Raw genomic sequence first — 18,531 nt, 5'->3', positions numbered from 1 at the left:
GCGTGTTAATTGAAGTGTTTTTAAACTTTTTATAGATTTTTCTTAATAATTAAATGTTAGTTTAAAACTTTGTAAGCGACTGCTACGTATGTATTATGATGTTTTAACAAATTTTTCAGTGTATTTTGTTGAATAGTTTAAATGTCACAGAATAAAAATCTCTTTATCACAGAAATAGAGATAATGTTTCCATATTTTAGCAATCTATATCCGAAAATTATGAAAAAAATTAACTTGCTTTTAGCTTCATCTCTATTGGTCTCATCTTTGTGTTTTTCACAAACTAAGGAGGAAAAAGCTGAAATTATCAAAAACAACAATCAGGAAAGCCTTCAAAGATTAATAGTCGAGTTGGATCAAAAAAACACTATTGGTCTAGAACAAGCTTTAGAATATTCAAAGGCTAATAATGTACCGATGATTATTGAAAACCCAAAAGATGGATCTTTTCAGCAGTTAATGAGAATCGCTGAAGATGGTTCTCCTGTTTATTACACGTTGCATAATGCAGATGCTGCAATTAGCTCTAGAGCTAATAGATTACACAATGGTGGGTCTTTAGGTTTAAATGTAGAAGGTCAGGATATGACTGCTTACGTTTGGGATGGTGGAGCTGTGCGTATAGATCACAATGAATTTACAGATCAACCAATAGGTAGAGCACAAATAGGCGATAATGTTACGGTACGTAATGGAAATAGTTTTCATGCCACACACGTTTCTGGAACTATCGCAGCTTCTGGAGTTAATCCAGCTGCAAAAGGTATGGCACCTCAAGCAGATATTATTACTAACGATTGGAGCAATGATTTTACAGAAATGGCAATTGCGGCTTCTAATGGTGCTCTTTTGAGTAATCACTCTTATGGAGTTGTTGCTGGTTCTATCAGTGATGACTTGTTCGGTAAGTATATTATCAATTCTAGAGAAGTAGATCAAATTGCATTTGATGCTCCTTATTATTTACCTGTATTTTCTGCTGGAAATGATGGAGCAGATAGCACATCTAACGGTGATCCTTTATCTGGGAATGTTAATTTAGATAAGTTATCATTTAATTCTGTTGCAAAGAATGTAATGGTGGTAGCAAATGCACAAGATGCTAATATTAATACAGACGGTTCTTTAAACTCTGTTATTTTAAATGTAAGCAGTAGTCAAGGTCCAACTGATGACCTAAGAATTAAGCCAGATATTACAGGTAATGGAACACAGCTGTTATCAACATTTGACACCTCAGTTAGTAGTTATAATTCTATATCTGGTACTTCAATGTCTGCACCTAATGTAACTGGATCTATGCTTTTATTACAACAGCATTATAAAGATAGAAATGGTGAATTCATGAGAGCTGCTACTTTGAAAGGATTAGCTTTACATACAGCAGATGACGCTGGTGCCTTCGGACCAGATGCATCTTGGGGATGGGGAATGATGAATACTATGGCAGCTGCTAATGTGATTACGGAAAATAAATTAACTTCTAACATTATAGAAGAGGAGTTGCAAAACGGAGAAACTTATTCCTTCACTGTCACTTCTGATAATATATCCAAATTAATGGCTTCTATTTCTTGGACAGATGTTCCAGGTGACGTTAATCAGGGTGGTGCTAACGATGCAACTCCTGTATTGATAAATGATCTAGATTTAAGAATATCACAAAATGGGACTGTTTTTGAACCATGGAAATTAGTAACTGCTACTTCTAATAGTACAGGTGATAACACTGTGGACAATGTAGAAAGAGTTGAGGTGTTGAACGGATCAGGCGAGTATACAATAACGGTAAGTCATAAAGGAACACTTGTAGGTGGTAGTCAAAAGTTCAGTTTAATTGTTACTGGATTAAATAATATTTACGCTATTAGCTCTGTAAACCCTAACATAGAGGTTTGTAATGATCAAGTAACTAGCTATCCTTTGGAATTTATTGCTGATCAGAGTTTTAACGAAACAGCAACTCTTAGCTTAAGTAATCTTCCGGCTGGTATAACAGCTAGTTTTAGTAATTCTAGTTTTACAGCTAATGGAAACTTATCTTTAGATCTAAGTAATTTAGGATCAACTCCTGTTGGAACTTACAATTTAGTAGTAAATGCTGTTACTCCTACAAGGACTAGAAGTATTGATTTAACGTTAAGGGTAATTAGCGATGCTTTCAGTTCGGTTAATTTATTATTTCCTGCTGACCAAGCAACTACGATTGATACTTCAGCAATTTTAGATTGGGAAGATGAGCCAAATGCACAACAGTATCAAATACAGATTACTACAAACCCTAGCTTCAGTAGAACTATTTTAGATCGTGTTGTAGATCAATCGTCTTTAAGAGTTGATCCCTCTTTGTTATTCCCTTCGCTAACTTACTACTGGAGAGTAAAACCAATTAATGAATGTGGACAAGGTGCTTATGTGACAAGATCTTTCACTACTTTCGATTGTGAACAGATAAATGCGTCGGTACCAACTCCTATAAGTATACCGGATGATAACGCTACAGGAATTCAAAGTGTTCTAAATATCAATAGAGCAAACAATGTTAATGTAGGTAAGATTTCTGTATTTGTAAGAAGTACACATGAGTATTCTGGTGATCTACTTATAACATTGACATCGCCTGCAGGTACTACAGTATTGTTAGCTTTCCCTTCTGCATGTGATTTAGAAGATTTATTAGTAACCTTTGATGATAATGGAGGCCCGTTTACTTGTGATGTTGCTACAGGTTTATCTGGTTATACAGGGGTTATTCAACCAGCAGGTAATTTGTCAGACTTTAATGGAGAATCTATTAATGGAGATTGGACTCTTAGTGTTGCAGATCGTGGCCCTGCAGATTTAGGTACTTTGAATGCATGGAGCATCACTTTCTGTGAAGAACCACAAACTCTAAGTAACGAGTCTATTGAAGAACTTGATTTTGCTGTATATCCTAATCCATCTAATGGTGTATTTACTGTAAGTACTGCAAATGCAACTAATAGTGGTGACGCTGTAATAAATATTTCTGACCTTAATGGTAGAAGAGTCTTTACTAGAGATGTTAAGAATTTAAGTGGTAATTTAAATGAAACGATAGATGTTCAGAATCTTACTAACGGTTTATACTTATTACAAGTACAACAAGGTGCTTCTTCAACTGTAGAAAAGATCATTATCAATAAATAATAATCTGAGATAATCTTAAATAAAAAATGCGATCCTGAAAAGGATCGCATTTTTTTTGTGCTTTACTTTTAAAGAAAGAACCCTAAACTAACTCAGCCAGTTCTTTAAAATCTAGTCCACCATAATTTCCACTGCTCATTAATAGTAAAGCGCTATGGTCTAGGTTCTGTTTAAACAGCCATTCTTTGAATGCTGTAGGATCTGTCATGACTATCAAGTCATCACGATCAAAAGCCTCTAAGATTTGCTCTTTGGATACAGGAGCAAGTTTTTTAATCTCTACCGCATGTGGACTATAAAACACCACAGCAACATCTGCTGGGTTGAGTGCATTTTTATATTGAACTAAAAATTCTGGATCAAGGCTAGAATATGTGTGTAGTTCTAGACAGGCTATGGTTTTACGTTCTTTATATTGTGTAGCAACTGCTGCTGTAGTAGCGGCTACTTTACTTGGTGAGTGCGCAAAATCCTTATAAATAACAGCGGTTTTACTCTCTGCTACTTTTTCTAATCGTTTTGAGGCACCTTTAAAAGTTGCAATCGCTTCATAGAAATCATCTTCATCTATTCCCATGTGCTGGCATATCCATTTTGCGCCGGCTAGATTGCTCAAGTTATGTTCTCCAAAGATTTCTATAGGCATGTCACCTTCTGGAGTGTCTAAATAGGTGGTGCCATCGATTATTTGATGCTGGGGTACTGTATAAGAATGTTTTCTAGTAGGCTTTGTAGCTGCCTCTGCAATATCCTTAACAGCTGTGTCCTCTTCATTATAAACTAGAATACTACCATTTTTCATTAGTTCTACAAACTGCTCAAACTGACTGAGGTAATTTTCCCATGTAGGAAATACATTTATATGATCCCAAGCTATTCCAGATATCAAGGCAATATTAGCTTGGTACAAATGGAATTTAGGACGTCTATCTATAGGGCTAGAAAGATATTCATCACCTTCTAAGACCATAAATTCATTCTCGTCTGTTAGATGTACCATGGTTTCAAATCCTTCTAGTTGCGCACCTACCATATAGTCCACTTCTCTTTCATGGTAATGCATCACGTGCAATATCATAGAAGTAATGGTGGTTTTACCATGAGAACCGCCTATAACCACACGAGTTTTGTTTTTAGATTGCTCATACAAATACTCTGGGTAGGAATAAATTTTGATCCCTAATTCTTGAGCTTTTAATAACTCAGGATTATCTTCTTTGGCATGCATTCCTAAAATAACTGCATCTAAATCTGTGGTTATCTTTTCTGGAAACCAGCCGAATTCTTCTGGAAGTAGATGGTGTTTTTCTAATCTGGACTTACTAGGTTCAAAAATAGTGTCGTCGCTTCCTGTTACATGGTCGCCTTTATGATGTAGAGCTAGAGCTAGATTGTGCATGGCACTGCCGCCTATCGCGATAAAATGTACGCGCATAATATGTGTATTTGGTAAGTTTATAAAGCTAGTAAAATATATGACTTAGTCATTCATTTCTATCTTAGATTCTAAAGAAAGTATATCTGCTTTAAGTTGTGTGTCTATATGTTTAAGAGATGCCTTTTTCAGTGTCTCTAGTGCTTTTTTATCGTCGTTTAATTTATGTTGATAAATAGATGCTAGTTTACGATAGGTGAGTAAAGAACCGCCAGTGTCTACTGCTTTTTGATAAGATACGACAGCATCATCATACTCTTCTTCATATTCATCTATATAACCATGTGCTAGATGTCCATCTACTGGCGATATTTTAATCAATTGGTCTGCATAGGATCTACTTTTACTTATAGATCCACCCACTATTCCAGGCAACTCACAGTACAGTTGAGATAAGGCATGCCTAGATTCTATATGTTTAGGGTCTAATTCTGCAGCTTTTTTTAAATGTTTTTTAATGTCGTCTAGCATTCCTAGAGCTTTAAATTTTGAAGAGCTCTTGGCATATAAACCCATTGCACCGCCATATTTAAAGTTATATCGGGCGCTTTTTGCATTGCTGTCTATTAACTTTTTATAATATCCCATAGCTTTTTCAAAATTATTTTGATGGCTAGCAATATCACCTAATCGTTCTATGACGTCTAGGTCGGAATGGTCTTGTTCATATAATTTGGTAAATGCAATTTGTGCTTTGTCAAATTTCTCTGCTTTGAATAATTGTTCCGCTTTCGCGAAAGCCGACTGACCATAAGCAACTGTGCTCATTAAAAAGAGTAGGGCAATAAATGTCTTCTTCATTTGGTAAAAATATCAAAAAGTAAACCAAAAGCCGTTTCCCTCAATGAAAAGATACTTTTACTCAATCTTAGTTTCTATTATTTGAATATCCACGTACCTTTAGGTCAAATCTAAGCCCATGAGACATTTTTTAATCTTTATACTGTTAGTTTTAGGAAGCAACTTTCAGTCATATGCACAAGACTATTACACTGCAAAGTGGGAAAATGTCGAGAAACTTGAAGTGGAGAATAGGGTAGAAGATGCTAGAAAGATAGTGCGCGACATCTATAAACACGCAAAACGTAAAAAGGATGATGACCAGTTAGTAAAAACATTTCTCTTCAGAGCAAAATTTAATTTAATCAAAGAAGAGAAAGGGCAACAACTCGTTTTAGCAGAGTTATCTGAGCTTATAGATCGAGCAAAATTCCCTAAAAAAAATGTGTATCACACCATTTATGCAAAGCTTTTAAATGATTATGTGAGTCAGAATCGATGGAAGTTACAGCGCCGCACTGCTGGCGCAAAGGTAGATGAAAATGATTTTGAAACTTGGGATATTAAAAAATTCTATGATGTGATTTCTACACATCATAAACTAGCTTTAAAGGATAAAGAAGCATTAGGTAAACTACCTGTTTCAGAATTTGCCGCTGTATTAAATGCGCGCCCATTAGGTAGAGAATTGCGACCTACTTTATTAGATCTACTAGCTAGAGAGGCACTTGATTTTTATAAAACAGGTTATTATGGAATCACTAGACCTAAAGAAACTTATGTCATCACAGATAAAAATGCTTTTCGCTCTACAGATGCTTTAAGAGAAATAAAAAGAGCCAAAGGAGATACCGTTTTTTCTAAATATGATGTGTTACAGCTTTATGCAACGCTAGAAACTTTGCATAAGAGTAAAAAAGACCACGGTGCTTATGTGACTATTTTATTAGAACGACTGGACTATGAAAAAAGCTTTTTAAACGCCAATAGGGAATTACCAGTATACAAATCTATTCATGAACAGTTATTAGCGACCTATAAAGGTAAAGCGGTAAGTACAATAGTTATGTATAACCTGGCTCAATATCATTATGAGCAAAGCAATTATAAAGATAAAAGTACTCGCCAGGAAGATCGTGATCTAGCAATTGCGATTTCAAAAAAGGCTATCGAGCAGTTTCCAGATTCTTATGGAGCTATTAAATGTAGTTCCTTACTGTCTAGTATTTACACGCCTAGTTTAAGAATACAGCATCAGGATCAGGTAATGCCTAATGAATTGCATCGTGGCGTGATTCAATATAAAAATGTTAATGAGGCTACCATCCATTACATTAAAGTGGCGCATGATTTTTTAAGCTCAGGCGGTGATAGAGATTCATTGTATCGCGTCACTTTAAAAACAGCGCAAAAAGAAAATCGTGTGGCTCTTTCTAAAACCATAAAGTTAGAGTCTGCGCAGGATACTTATGATCATAGTTATCAATATAATGTAGATGGGTTAGATGCTGCCACCTATCTAGTGGTGATAGAAACTAAAAGCGATAACAGTCAGGATATTGCAGCTAGTTTAATGACCGTTTCTCAAATGTCTATTTTAAATAAACGTGTAGGAAACACCATTGCTGTCCAGGTGCTAGATAAAAAAACAGGAAAACCTCTTAAGAATGTAAAGCTAGAGCTATCTCAGTTCAATTCTAATTACACAACCACTGCTATAACAGATAGAGATGGAAAAGCTGTTTTACAAAACTCTAACGGTAAAAATAGTAGTTATTCATTAAAAGCAGTTTTTGGAGACGATATTGTTGTGAATCAGGTGTATTCTTATTACAATAGATATTACACAAAAAGTGATAAAAAAGAAGAGGTAGAAGAAGAGGTAGAAGAAGAAATTGAAGTAACTGTAAAATCGTATACCTATCTAGATCGTGCCATTTATAGACCTGGACAGACGGTTTATTATAAAAGTATTTTGGTAGCAAATGATGGAAAAACATCTTTTGTAGTTCCTAATGAAGAGTTTGTATTAACCGTGTATGATGCAAATGACGAAGAAATCCAAGAGATAACAGCAACTACTAATGAATATGGTAGTTTTCATGGTGAGTTCACACTGCCCAAAGAAACCTTAACCGGTCAGTTTTATATAGAGATAGATAGCGACGAGGATTCTGATTTTTGGGATAATGTCTATGATTTTAATGACGATTATGATAATGAAACTAAATTTCAAGTAGAAGAATATAAAAGACCTCGTTTTAAAGTAGATTTTAAAAAGGTAAAAGAATCTTATGCTATGAATGACTCTGTTGTGGTTACCGCTTTCGCGAAAGCGTTACTAGGATCCAACATCACAGATGCCGACGTACATTATAAAGTAACAAGATCTGCTAGATTGCCATGGTGGCGATATTCTGGATATCATTCTGGTGATCAAGTAATCGTTGATAGTGATGATCTAGAAACAGATGAAGAATTTGTAACTAATAATAAAGGAGAGTATGCCATAAAGTTTAAAGCCCTTGCAGACTCTACACTAGTAGCTAAAGATCTCCACCCTATTTACACCTATAGAATAGATGCTGAGGTGGTAGATATAAATGGCGAGACTAGAACGGCTAGTACTAGTGTGCGTGTCGGGAAACAAAGTATAGAGGTGTCGCTTTTAAATGCTACTACCTTATCTACAGATGATAATAAGGTTAAAGTAGCGGTTAAAAATCTAAATGGAGAACTGGTAGAAGCGCAAGTAGAATTACAGATAAGACAACTTAAAACACCAGATCATGTCATTATACCATCTGGATTACCTGATGCAGAATTCTATCAAAGCGATGATAAAACCTATAGAGATAAATTCCCTTATGCAGAATTGCGTGAGAGTGAAAAACCTGCAGATTATAAAACGGCGCCCATTATTTTTAAGAAGCGCATGACAATAGATTCATTAACTACAGTAGAATTACCTATTACAAAAAACTGGGATAATGGCAACTATGTAGTTTATGTTAAAGCTGTGGAAACAGGAAAAAGTAAAAGTCTAGATAACGAGGTAGATTATGTAGAAGAAATTAATAAAGTAGAGGTTTGGGCAAATAAACAACTGCCTGTAAATCCAGAGATCATATCACACGACCTGCAGATAAAGGATAATGTAGCGACCGTAAACTACTTTACCTCTATGGATGGAGTTTACATGAATCTTATAACTTATGACTTTAAAGGACTTAAAAAGGACGAAGTAATATTTTTACCCAAAGGAAAAACAACTAAAAAATACAAGCTTAAAAATGCAGCTAAGAACCTACTTAAATTTAGGTATTCTGTGCAAAAAGAAAATAAGTACACAAGTAATAATTTTATGGCGCATGGCAGCCAGAAAGCAGCAACTGTTTTTAATATAGAGACCAATACCTTTAGAAATAAACTCTATCCAGGCATGGAAGAAGAGTGGTCGTTTACCATAAAAGATCAAAAGGATAATGGTATGAATGGCGAGGTGCTTGCCAGTATGTATGATAAAAGTCTAGATGAATTTACAGTAAAGAACTGGGATGGGTTTAGTTTTAACACTTATGAGAGTGGTTATGAGCCTAGCTTTTATAGTCAGGTTAATTACTTAAATACAAGCAGTACTAGATTGTACTTTCCATACAGACAGGTGCAAATGCCGCAACTGGATTTTGACCAATTCAAATATTTTGGATTGGATTTTACAAATAATAGTTACAGTTATAAACGTTATAAAGCTAAATTAAATAAGAAAATAGAATCACCAGATTTAGTAAAAGGTAAGCTCGTTGGGAAAATTATTGATTCTTTCGGAGAGCCTCTTTTAGCAGTAACCATATCGATTAAGGACAAAGAAATTGGAACTGCATCTAATTTAGATGGTAATTATATAATTGATCCAATAAAAGGAGATGTTTTAATATTTGAATACTTAGGTTTTATAACACAAGAAGTAGTTTATAAAGGAGAGAATTTATTAAATATTCAATTAGAAGAAGACGCTTCTACTTTAGATTCGGTTGTAATTGTTGGTTATGGAACAAGTGCTAAAAAAGAATTGTCTTATACTTCTACCACGATAACATCAGAATCTGCAGATAAAATTAATGATTTTAATACTTATCGAGGTAATGTATATACCAGAAATAAAATAGGACCAGATGGTAAAGTCTCAATTGTTACAGCAGATGGTATTGCATATGATACTCTTAGTAATGGTAAAGTAATACAAAGGCTAAAAGGTCAGGTAGCCGGTTTAACTGTGCAAACAGCTACTGGGCAGCCAGGAGCAAATGCACTTATTCAATTAAGAGGAGCTAGTTCAGTTAATGGAAATACAGAGCCTTTAATAATAGTAGATGGTGTACCGGTGGATGAAGATTTCTTTAAAAGTCTAGATGCTTCTCAAATTAAAGAGACCGCCATTTTAAAAGGAGAGAACGCAACAGCTATTTATGGGAGCCGTGGCGCAAATGGTGTTATTATTATCTCGACCAAAGCTGGTGTGAGTGCAAACGACCTAGTACTTCAAGAAATGTCGTTGAATAATGTACAAATAAGAAAGGATTTAAAAGAAACCGCTTTTTTCTTACCAGAATTAAAAACAGATAAAAAAGGTAATCTTAAATTTTCATTCACTTCTCCAGAGATGCTGACTCAATGGAAATTAAGACTCTTTGCGCATAATAAAAAAGCAGAAACCGCTTATCTAGAAAAACTGGTCGTGACTCAAAAAGAGCTGAGTCTTATACCTAACGCTCCGCGATTCTTAAGAGAAACGGACACCATTAGATTCTCAACTAAGATTGCCAATTTAAGTGATGCAAAAATGGAAGGAGTTGCCACTTTAAAATTATTTGATGCGCTTACCATGCAACCTATAGATCAAGAGTTGAAAAACACAAACGCATTGCAAAATTTCAGTGCAGAAAAGGGTGGTAACGCATCGGTTAACTGGACTTTTGTTATTCCAATTGGTACACAAGCGGTTACTTATCGTGTCATTGCAAAGTCAGATAAATTCTCTGATGGAGAAGAAAACACCCTGCCAGTACTTACTAATAGAATGCTGGTTACCGAGTCTAGATCACTTTGGGTACGTGCTGGACAGACAGAAGAAGTGGTAATGGATAAATTAGAAAATAATACTTCCACAACACTAGAAAACCATCAAATGACCTTTGAATATACCTCTAATCCTAGTTGGTATGCGATAAAATCACTGCCGTATTTAATGGAATATGAGCATGAATGTGCAGAGCAAACATTCTCTAGGTATTATGCAAACGCGATGGCTGCGCATATTTTAAATAGCAGTCCTAAGGTAAAAGAAGTTTTTGATAGTTGGGCGGCAAACGGTTCTAGTAAAAGTAAGTTGGAGCAAAATGAAGAATTGAAATCAGTGATTCTTGCTCATACTCCATGGTTGCGAGACGCACAAAGTGAAGAGCAAAAACAACAACGTCTTGCGGTGCTCTTTGACCTAGATAAAACAGCACGTGAGAAAAAGAAAACTCTGGCAAAACTAGAAGAGAAACAAGGTGATTCAGGTGGTTTTCCATGGTTCAGCGGTGGGAATACTAATGAGTATATCACTAGACATATCGCTGCAGGAATAGGTCATTTGAATAAATTAGGTGTTAATGATGCAGATAGACCACAAACAGACCGCATGTATAAAAATGCCATCGCAGCGACAGATCGTGCATGGGTGCAACGATTCAATGACTATCTTAAGTATAGTAAAAATTTAAATAAATATAACTTCGGTAGTAGTTACTGGCATTATCAATATGCACGTAGTTTTGAGCCGTCGGTTCTCGATAAAAAGATGAATAAGGTATTAGAAGATGGTAAGAAGTTAGCTTTCGCGAAAGCGGAAAAAGAATTTGCCTCTCAACCTTTATACACGCAATTATTAATGGCAATAGCATTGCATAGAAATGGAGAATCTAAAATAGCTTCAAAAATTTTAGAAGGATTAAGACAAACGGCGGTTGTAAATAATGAAAATGGAATGTACTGGAAAGAAAATACAAATTCTTGGTACTGGTACCGCAGTGATATAGAAACGCAAGCACTAGCTATCGAGGCTTTTTCTGAAATAGAGAGCGACACAAAAACAGTAGAAGAATTGCAAGTATGGTTACTTAAAAAGAAAAGAACCACACAATGGAAATCCACAAAAGCCACAGCCGATGCTACCTATGCGCTGCTGCTACAAAATGGTAAATGGACAGATGTTGAGGTGAATAATAAAATCACTTGGGCAGGAAAACCACTACCAGAAGATAAGTTGAGTAAAACAAATGTAGAAGCTGGAACAGGTTATTTTAAAATCTCGTTGAATAAGGAAGAGATCACAAATAAACACGCTACAGTAGAGGTGAAGAATAAAGGAGAAGTCACTGGTTATGGTGGTTTATACTGGCAGTATTTTGAAGATCTTGATAAAATCACAACAGATGATCAAGGAGCGTTATCAATAAAAAAGAGATTGTACAAAAAGGTGAGTAATAATTCTGGCGAAGAACTTAAAGAAATCACTTCTCAAGACGCGCTAGAAATAGGTGATTTAATAACGGTGCGATTAGAGATCAAGTCTGCAAATGATATGGATTTTATACATTTAAAAGATATGCGTGCCAGTGGTTTTGAACCTGTAGATGTTATTTCAAAATATAAATGGAAAGATGGATTGGGTTATTATCAAAGTACAAAAGATGTTGCGACTCACTTTTTCTTTGATCATTTGAAAAAAGGAACTTATGTTTTTGAGTATGAAGTGCGAGCAAATAACGCAGGTAATTTTTCTAATGGTATAACCACTATAGAAAATATGTATGCGCCAGAATTCTCAGCGCATAGTGCTGGAGAGCGAGTATTTATAAAAGAATAATTTGTTTTATACCCTATAATTTAAAGGTGCAGCAATATGTCTGCACCTTTTTTATTGTTGATATATTAGAATGTAATTTATGATAGGATTGTATAACGATTCCTTAAAACTTTAAGTATGTAAGATCGATGTGTTAAATTAGCTACGTGAATAAGGAGCAGACATATCAATTAAATGCTGATAAGAGTTTTAGAACACTTATAGTTAAGGCTTTGAGTCTGTTTTCTAGTGTGCGACTTTATAATGTGACTATAGTGGCTATTGCACAATTGCTGGCTGCTATTTTTATTATTGCACCTAACCTGACTGTAAAATCCATTTTGTCAGATTATAAGTTATGGTTTATTGTACTAGCCAGTAGTGCTGCTATCGCAGGTGGTTATATTATCAACAATTTTTATGACCGCGAGAAAGACTTAATTAATAGACCTCAAAAAACCTTGTTAGAAAACCAAATAAGCAGGTCTACTTTATGGTCGGTTTACTTTACGGTAAATGGTATTGCCTTTATTCTAGGTTGCATCGTTTCATGGCGTGCAGGTTTATTTTTTGCGTTGTACATTTTTGCAATGTGGTTGTATTCTCATAAACTTAAACGTGTTCTCTTTTTAGGTAATTTAATGGCAGCATTGCTTGCTGTGACTCCGTTTTTTGTATTGTTTATGTATTACAAGAACTTCTATCCAGTGATATTAGTACATGGTGGTTTTCTCTTTCTTATTATCGGTATGCGAGAATTAATCAAAGATTTAGAAAATTTAAGAGGAGATCTTGCTCAAAACTATAGAACGATACCAGTTGTTCTAGGTGAAAAAATGAGTAAGAAGTTTTATACATTACTTACATTTCTTACTATCGTACCTATCACCATATTAGTAGCTTATTATGAAATAGGTTACATGGAATATTATTTTACCTTGATAGTAGGAGCCTTATTGGTATGTTTACCATTGATATGGTCTTCTAGACGTAAAAGAGAATACTTGTTGATTCATTTTATTCTCAAAATTATAATAGGTGCTGGAGTATTCTCGATATTATTGATCGATTTACCGGCTATTTTACAACGATTACAAACCATTTTTACCTAATGAAAAATTCAAAAATAAAAGTAGCCCTTGCTCAAATATCACCAGTGTGGTTAGATAAAAAAGCGACATTAGAAAAGATTATGTCTACGCTGCAAGAAGCGGTTAATGAAAAGGCAGAACTGGTTGTTTTTGGAGAAGGTTTATTGCCTGGTTATCCTTTTTGGCTTGCTCTTATGGATGGCGCTGCGTGGAATAAGGATGCAGTAAAAGAGTTGCATAGACATTATGCTCTCAATGCAGTTAGTATAGAAAATGGAGATTTAGATGATATTTGCGCTTTCGCGAAAGCGGAACACATATCCATCTATATAGGTATAATAGAACGACCAGAAGATCGAGGTGGGCATAGTCTGTATGCGAGCATGGTTTACATAGATCAAAATGGAATTATTCAAAGTGTACATAGAAAATTACAACCTACCTATGATGAGAGATTAACCTGGTCTCCAGGAGATGGAAATGGCCTGGTAACGCATAAATTAAAGGACTTTACAGTTAGTGGTTTAAACTGTTGGGAGAACTGGATGCCGTTGCCACGTGCTGCGATGTATGCACAAGGAACAAATTTACATGTAGCTTGCTGGCCAGGAAGCGATCATAATACAAAAGATATTACTAGATTTATCGCTCGAGAGGGACGTTGTTATGTTTTATCAGTTTCTAGTATGATGTTTAAGGAAGATTTTCCTGAAGGAACACCACACTTAGAAGAGTTACTTAATAATGCACCTGCTGTACTGGCTAATGGTGGTAGCGCTATTGCTGGACCGGATGGAGAGTGGATTACAGAACCGCAAATAGGTAAAGAAGAAATTATCTATGCGACGTTAGATTATAACAGAGTGCTAGAAGAGCGTCAAAATTTTGATGCCGTAGGACATTATTCTCGTCCAGATGTAACCCAGCTACATGTGAATAGAGAACGACAAAGTACAGTGAAGTTTACTAATTAATAAGGATTTAAATAAAGTAATTTGAAAGTTAAAAAGCAATTTAAAGCTCATGGTAAGTTTTTAATCACTGGAGAGTATGCCGTTTTAGATAACGTTCCTGCACTGGCTATTCCTTTAAAACTGAACCAATATCTAGAGATTACTTATCGCGATGATCAAGAAATTACGTGGAGCAGTTATAATAATGATGGAGAGCTGTGGTTTCATGTAAAGACTAATGTAAATGATCTTTATTCTGACTGTATTAATTGTGATAATCCTATCACTTTTAAATTAAGTGAGATTTTAAATACGGCCTTGCATCTTACTTCAAATAACTCTTTGAGAGGTTTTGATGCGGTAATGAAATTAGATTTTGACAGAGAGTCGGGCATGGGAACCAGTTCTACCTTAATATGCCTCATATCTCAATGGTTGGGCTGTGACCCTTATCAATTGCAGTTTAAGTGTTTTGGCGGCAGCGGTTATGATATTGCCTGTGCACAAGCAAATAGTGCTGTCGTATATAATTATAATGATGGAGAACCTATTGCTCAAGAAGTGGACTTTACTCCTTCCATAAAGAATCAAATATTCTTTGTTTACCTCAATCGTAAACAAAACAGTCGCGATTCTATCGCACAGTTTAATGTAGACTTACTTACCGAAGATCTTAGACTTGAATTATCAAATATGCCAGAGTTGTTTTTAGAGGCTTCTAACGACATTTCTAAATTTAATAACGCAATGACTAGGCATGAAGAGATTATAGCGAGCCTGATAAGTGTAAAGCCTGTTAAGGAACAATTGTTTTCAGATTTTAATGGCGCTATTAAATCATTAGGCGGTTGGGGTGGTGACTTTATCATGGCAACAGGTGATGCTGCAGCGCGTCAGTATTTTATAAATAAAGGATATGCTACGATTCATGAATGGGATGATGTGGTACTAAATTCCTAGATTTTTCGTTTCTTGGTTGTCTTAAAAACTACAGCCTATGAAATCATTAATTTTCTTTACATTACTTGCAGCGCAATTCTGTGTAGCCCAAGTTCATTTTAAAATCGTTAATTCTGAAACCAAGGAAGCACTAGTAAATATACCGGTGCGATTTGGTGAGAAAAATGGCATGTATTCAAATGCACAAGGAGAAGTAACTATTCCTGATGGATTTGAAGTGCAAAAAATAACAATTGATGCACTAGGTTTTGAAGCTTTTGCAGCTGAGGTTGATACCATTCAAAATACTACTGTTTCTTTAAAACCACTGGCTTATAATTTACCAGAGGTAGTGCTAAGAGGTGAGCCTAAAAAGGTAAAGACCGTTAAACAAAAAGCGATAAGAAGTAATAGTGTATTTGATAGTCACTGGCAATATCATGGCGTGGAGTATGGTGTTTTTATACCTAATAATCATGATAATGCAGATATGCAGCTATTGGAGCTAACTATTCCTTTTATTTCTAAACGACGAGATTGGAAAAAAGAAAATGAAGACTATAAAAAAGATTCTACTAATGTGAGAGTAAGAACACTTAAAAACGATTTTCAATACCTATACCGTATTAGCTTTTATCACATGAATCAGGATTCTACGTTTAGTAGGTTATCTATACCGCCCAAGGAGTTAATCGTCTCAGATGAAAATCGTAAACTTAAAATGGATCTAGAAAAAGACCAAGTATGGGCAGATCATTCTGGTTTATTAATAGGATTGCACAATTTAGGTCCTTGTGATGATAAAGGAATTCTACTATCTATTCCCAGATTTGGTAAAGAGCGAATAGGTCCTAATGGAAAGATGTATAAGCCAATTAACAATCGTGAGAATGTACCGCATATAGGTGTTACAACTAAAAGAAAAGGAGATTTAGTAGATTATATAAACTGGCATTTTAAAGAAAATAGTAAATGGCAACCGATGAGGTTTTTAGGTGGTACGCCAGAAAAAACCAGACGTTTCAGCTTAGGTTACAAGTTAAAAGTAATTACGTATTAAAAACAAAAACGCCGCTCTTAAGAGCGGCGTTTTAAATAGTATATAAAATCTAATTCTTAGTAGAATACAGATCTGTTATCTTCTATTTCTACTGATTTCTTTAAAGCCTCAACTAACTTAGAAGTAGATTGATTTGCAGCCTGTGTCGCAAGTGTATTTGCGTTTGCAGAGTAGTTCTGTAAATCTGGAGCAGTTTCTATAGATGTAAGTTTGATTACAAAGACACCGTTTTCTCCAGCAATAGGCTTAGACGTTGCTCCTTGTGCAAGACCAAAAGCCGTTCCTACCACTAGTGGCTCTTCACCTACACCTGTAATAGTTGGGTTTTTACGGTTAACAGCACCTGCTATTTTAGAAGTTTGACCTTGGTTTTTTGCAATCTCAGCTACATCAGTTGCTTTGATTTTATCCATGATCATTTTTGCTTTCTTCTCTTTTCTTAAGATAGGAGAAACTTTTGCACTAGCTTCTTCACTAGACATGTTTCCTGCTTCACTCATTTTGTTAAGTTTTACAACTACATAACCTTGAGAAGTTTCAAAACGCTCTATGTCGCCTACAGAGCGATCTTCATTAAACGCCCATTTTACAATACTTCTATTTTGACCTACCACTGGCAGTGTCTCATCTAGAGGTTTAAGATTTTTAACTGGTGTAGTAGTAACTGCATTTTCTTTGGCAAGAGCAGTAAAGTCACCGCTTTTTGCAGACTTCTGGAATTTTACAGTTTTAGTAAATAATTCTTTTCCAGTTTGCTTAGATGCAAGAACTTTCTTTGCAACTGTAGCTATTTTAACGGCTGGCTTAGGAGCAGCAACATCATCTATTCTGATAATGTGGTAACCGAAAGAAGACTCTGCAATACCTACAGTACCATTTTCGTTCTCATATAAGAATTTAGTAAATCCTGGAGCAAAGTTTCTTGCGTTACCAGAGTATACTACCCATCCTATGTCTTGTCCGTTTGCTACCTCTTTGTTTTCTTTAAAGTATTCAAATTTAGAATCAAATCTAGTTTTGCTTTGACCTATTAAATTAAAGATACTATCTGTAGTTGCTTTAGCCTCTTCTTTAGTTTGAGTAATGTTAGCAGCAGCTCTTTGTGCACCAGCATATGCTATTAAAATGTGTCTGTTTTGTACACTATCGTTAATAGTTTTCTTATCCTCAATTAGAGATAATTTTAAATATTCTCCGTCTTCATAAGGACCATAAGTTTTACCTTCTTCAACACCTGCAATTGCTTTAGCATTAGCAGACAGGTTAGAAGTCATTACATAACGGTCGTTATATGGTAGTTCACTATTTTGAGATACAAATGCTTCAAGGTCTGTTGCATCTGTAAAAGCAGGTACCGTATAGTCTTCTTTAGTACTCAAGTTACGTAACGTTTGTGTAGTTAGCAATTTGTTTAAGTCTGCTTTAAGTGCATCTCTGTCTGATTGAGAAGCTTTGTCTTCAAAAAGAACAAATTCTATATCGCGTTGTGCGTCTACTTTAAATTGTTCTTTGTGTTTACTTACGTAAGAATCGATTTCAGATTTAGAAACGTCTACCGCACTGTCAGATATAGTTGAGTAAGGGATGTTTACAAAACTAAAAGAACGGTTATCGTTCTCCATTCTGTATTCCATCTCACCATCTACATTTGTAGCAATAAGACCAGACTTTAAAAGGTTAAAGAATAATTCTTGTTTTGCACCAGTTGCAGTACCGGCTACATAATCATTCCATGCTGCAGGATTAGTAGTCTTAATACCGTCTACAAAAGTTTTGAATTTTGCTTCAGAAAAACTACCATCTTCATTAAGAAATTGTGGGTTTGATCTATAAGCATCCTTTACTTGGTCAGCAACTTTCTTATCTGTTACTCTTATTCCAGTTGCTTTGATTTGTTGATCTAGAATTGCATTTCTTACTTCTGCATCCCATACAGAATTTACAGCCTGTACTTGAGAGAAGTTTGCACCTCTATTTTGAGAAGCATTTTCTACTTTTCTCGCAAAACTCTCACGGTTAATTTCTGTATCTCCTACATAACCTATCGCATCAGCTTGTTTTTGTCCATTTGATGTAAGAACACCTTGAATAATAAATGCAAATAAAGCCAGTGCAATTACTAAAATCAGAATAACTCCTTGATTTCTAATTTTACCTAATATCGCCATTGTTGTTAGTTTATTTTTTGATAGGGGCGAAAATAGTGTTTT

The 18,531-nt window shown here is 35.2% G+C and carries 9 protein-coding genes; 6 read left to right on the top strand and 3 right to left on the bottom strand.

Translation table 11 applies throughout. From position 1 onward, the window contains the following. The first annotated feature begins 219 nt into the window (after positions 1-219). A complete protein-coding gene (locus ACJJVJ_RS07935; RefSeq protein WP_405369804.1) occupies positions 220-3,171 on the top strand; it encodes a S8 family serine peptidase in 2,952 nt (983 codons plus the stop codon). A gap of 82 nt (positions 3,172-3,253) precedes the next feature. Here ACJJVJ_RS07935 and murC read toward each other — a convergent pair whose 3' ends face one another. Continuing rightward, positions 3,254-4,606, bottom strand: a complete 1,353-nt coding sequence (gene murC / locus ACJJVJ_RS07930) for a UDP-N-acetylmuramate--L-alanine ligase (protein WP_405369803.1) — start codon at positions 4,604-4,606, stop codon at positions 3,254-3,256. Positions 4,607-4,651: 45 nt separating this feature from the next. Then, entirely contained in the window at positions 4,652-5,407 is a 756-nt protein-coding gene (locus tag ACJJVJ_RS07925) for a tetratricopeptide repeat protein (protein ID WP_405369802.1), read from the bottom strand. Between the two features lie 118 nt (positions 5,408-5,525). On the opposite strand from ACJJVJ_RS07925, the gene ACJJVJ_RS07920 reads away from it, so the two are divergent. From ACJJVJ_RS07920 to ACJJVJ_RS07900, 5 genes are all read left to right on the top strand, one after another. Then, positions 5,526-12,299, top strand: coding sequence for an MG2 domain-containing protein (locus tag ACJJVJ_RS07920; protein ID WP_405369801.1), 6,774 nt, complete (start codon positions 5,526-5,528; stop codon positions 12,297-12,299). Between the two features lie 146 nt (positions 12,300-12,445). Continuing rightward, positions 12,446-13,390: a geranylgeranylglycerol-phosphate geranylgeranyltransferase gene (locus tag ACJJVJ_RS07915; RefSeq protein ID WP_104514622.1), complete on the top strand. Its 945-nt coding sequence runs from the start codon at positions 12,446-12,448 to the stop codon at positions 13,388-13,390. Continuing rightward, positions 13,390-14,343, top strand: a complete 954-nt coding sequence (locus tag ACJJVJ_RS07910) for a carbon-nitrogen hydrolase family protein (protein ID WP_405369800.1) — start codon at positions 13,390-13,392, stop codon at positions 14,341-14,343. The genes ACJJVJ_RS07915 and ACJJVJ_RS07910 overlap by 1 nt, the downstream gene beginning before the upstream one ends. 21 nt (positions 14,344-14,364) lie before the next feature. Next, the gene (locus ACJJVJ_RS07905; RefSeq protein WP_405369799.1) at positions 14,365-15,282 is read left to right on the top strand and encodes a GYDIA family GHMP kinase; all 918 of its coding nucleotides are present in this window, start codon (positions 14,365-14,367) and stop codon (positions 15,280-15,282) included. Positions 15,283-15,319: 37 nt separating this feature from the next. After that, positions 15,320-16,321, top strand: a complete 1,002-nt coding sequence (locus tag ACJJVJ_RS07900) for a hypothetical protein (RefSeq protein WP_405369798.1) — start codon at positions 15,320-15,322, stop codon at positions 16,319-16,321. 56 nt (positions 16,322-16,377) lie between these two features. On the opposite strand, the gene ACJJVJ_RS07895 is transcribed toward ACJJVJ_RS07900, so the two are convergent. Beyond that, entirely contained in the window at positions 16,378-18,489 is a 2,112-nt protein-coding gene (locus ACJJVJ_RS07895; protein ID WP_405369797.1) for a peptidylprolyl isomerase, read from the bottom strand. Between the last annotated feature and the right edge of the window lie 42 nt (positions 18,490-18,531).

Origin of the sequence: Nonlabens sp. Asnod2-A12 (genome assembly GCF_045063745.1) — a bacterium.
GTDB classification, from domain to species: Bacteria; Bacteroidota; Bacteroidia; order Flavobacteriales; family Flavobacteriaceae; genus Nonlabens; species Nonlabens xylanidelens.
This window is presented reverse-complemented; position numbering and strand designations above follow the sequence as displayed.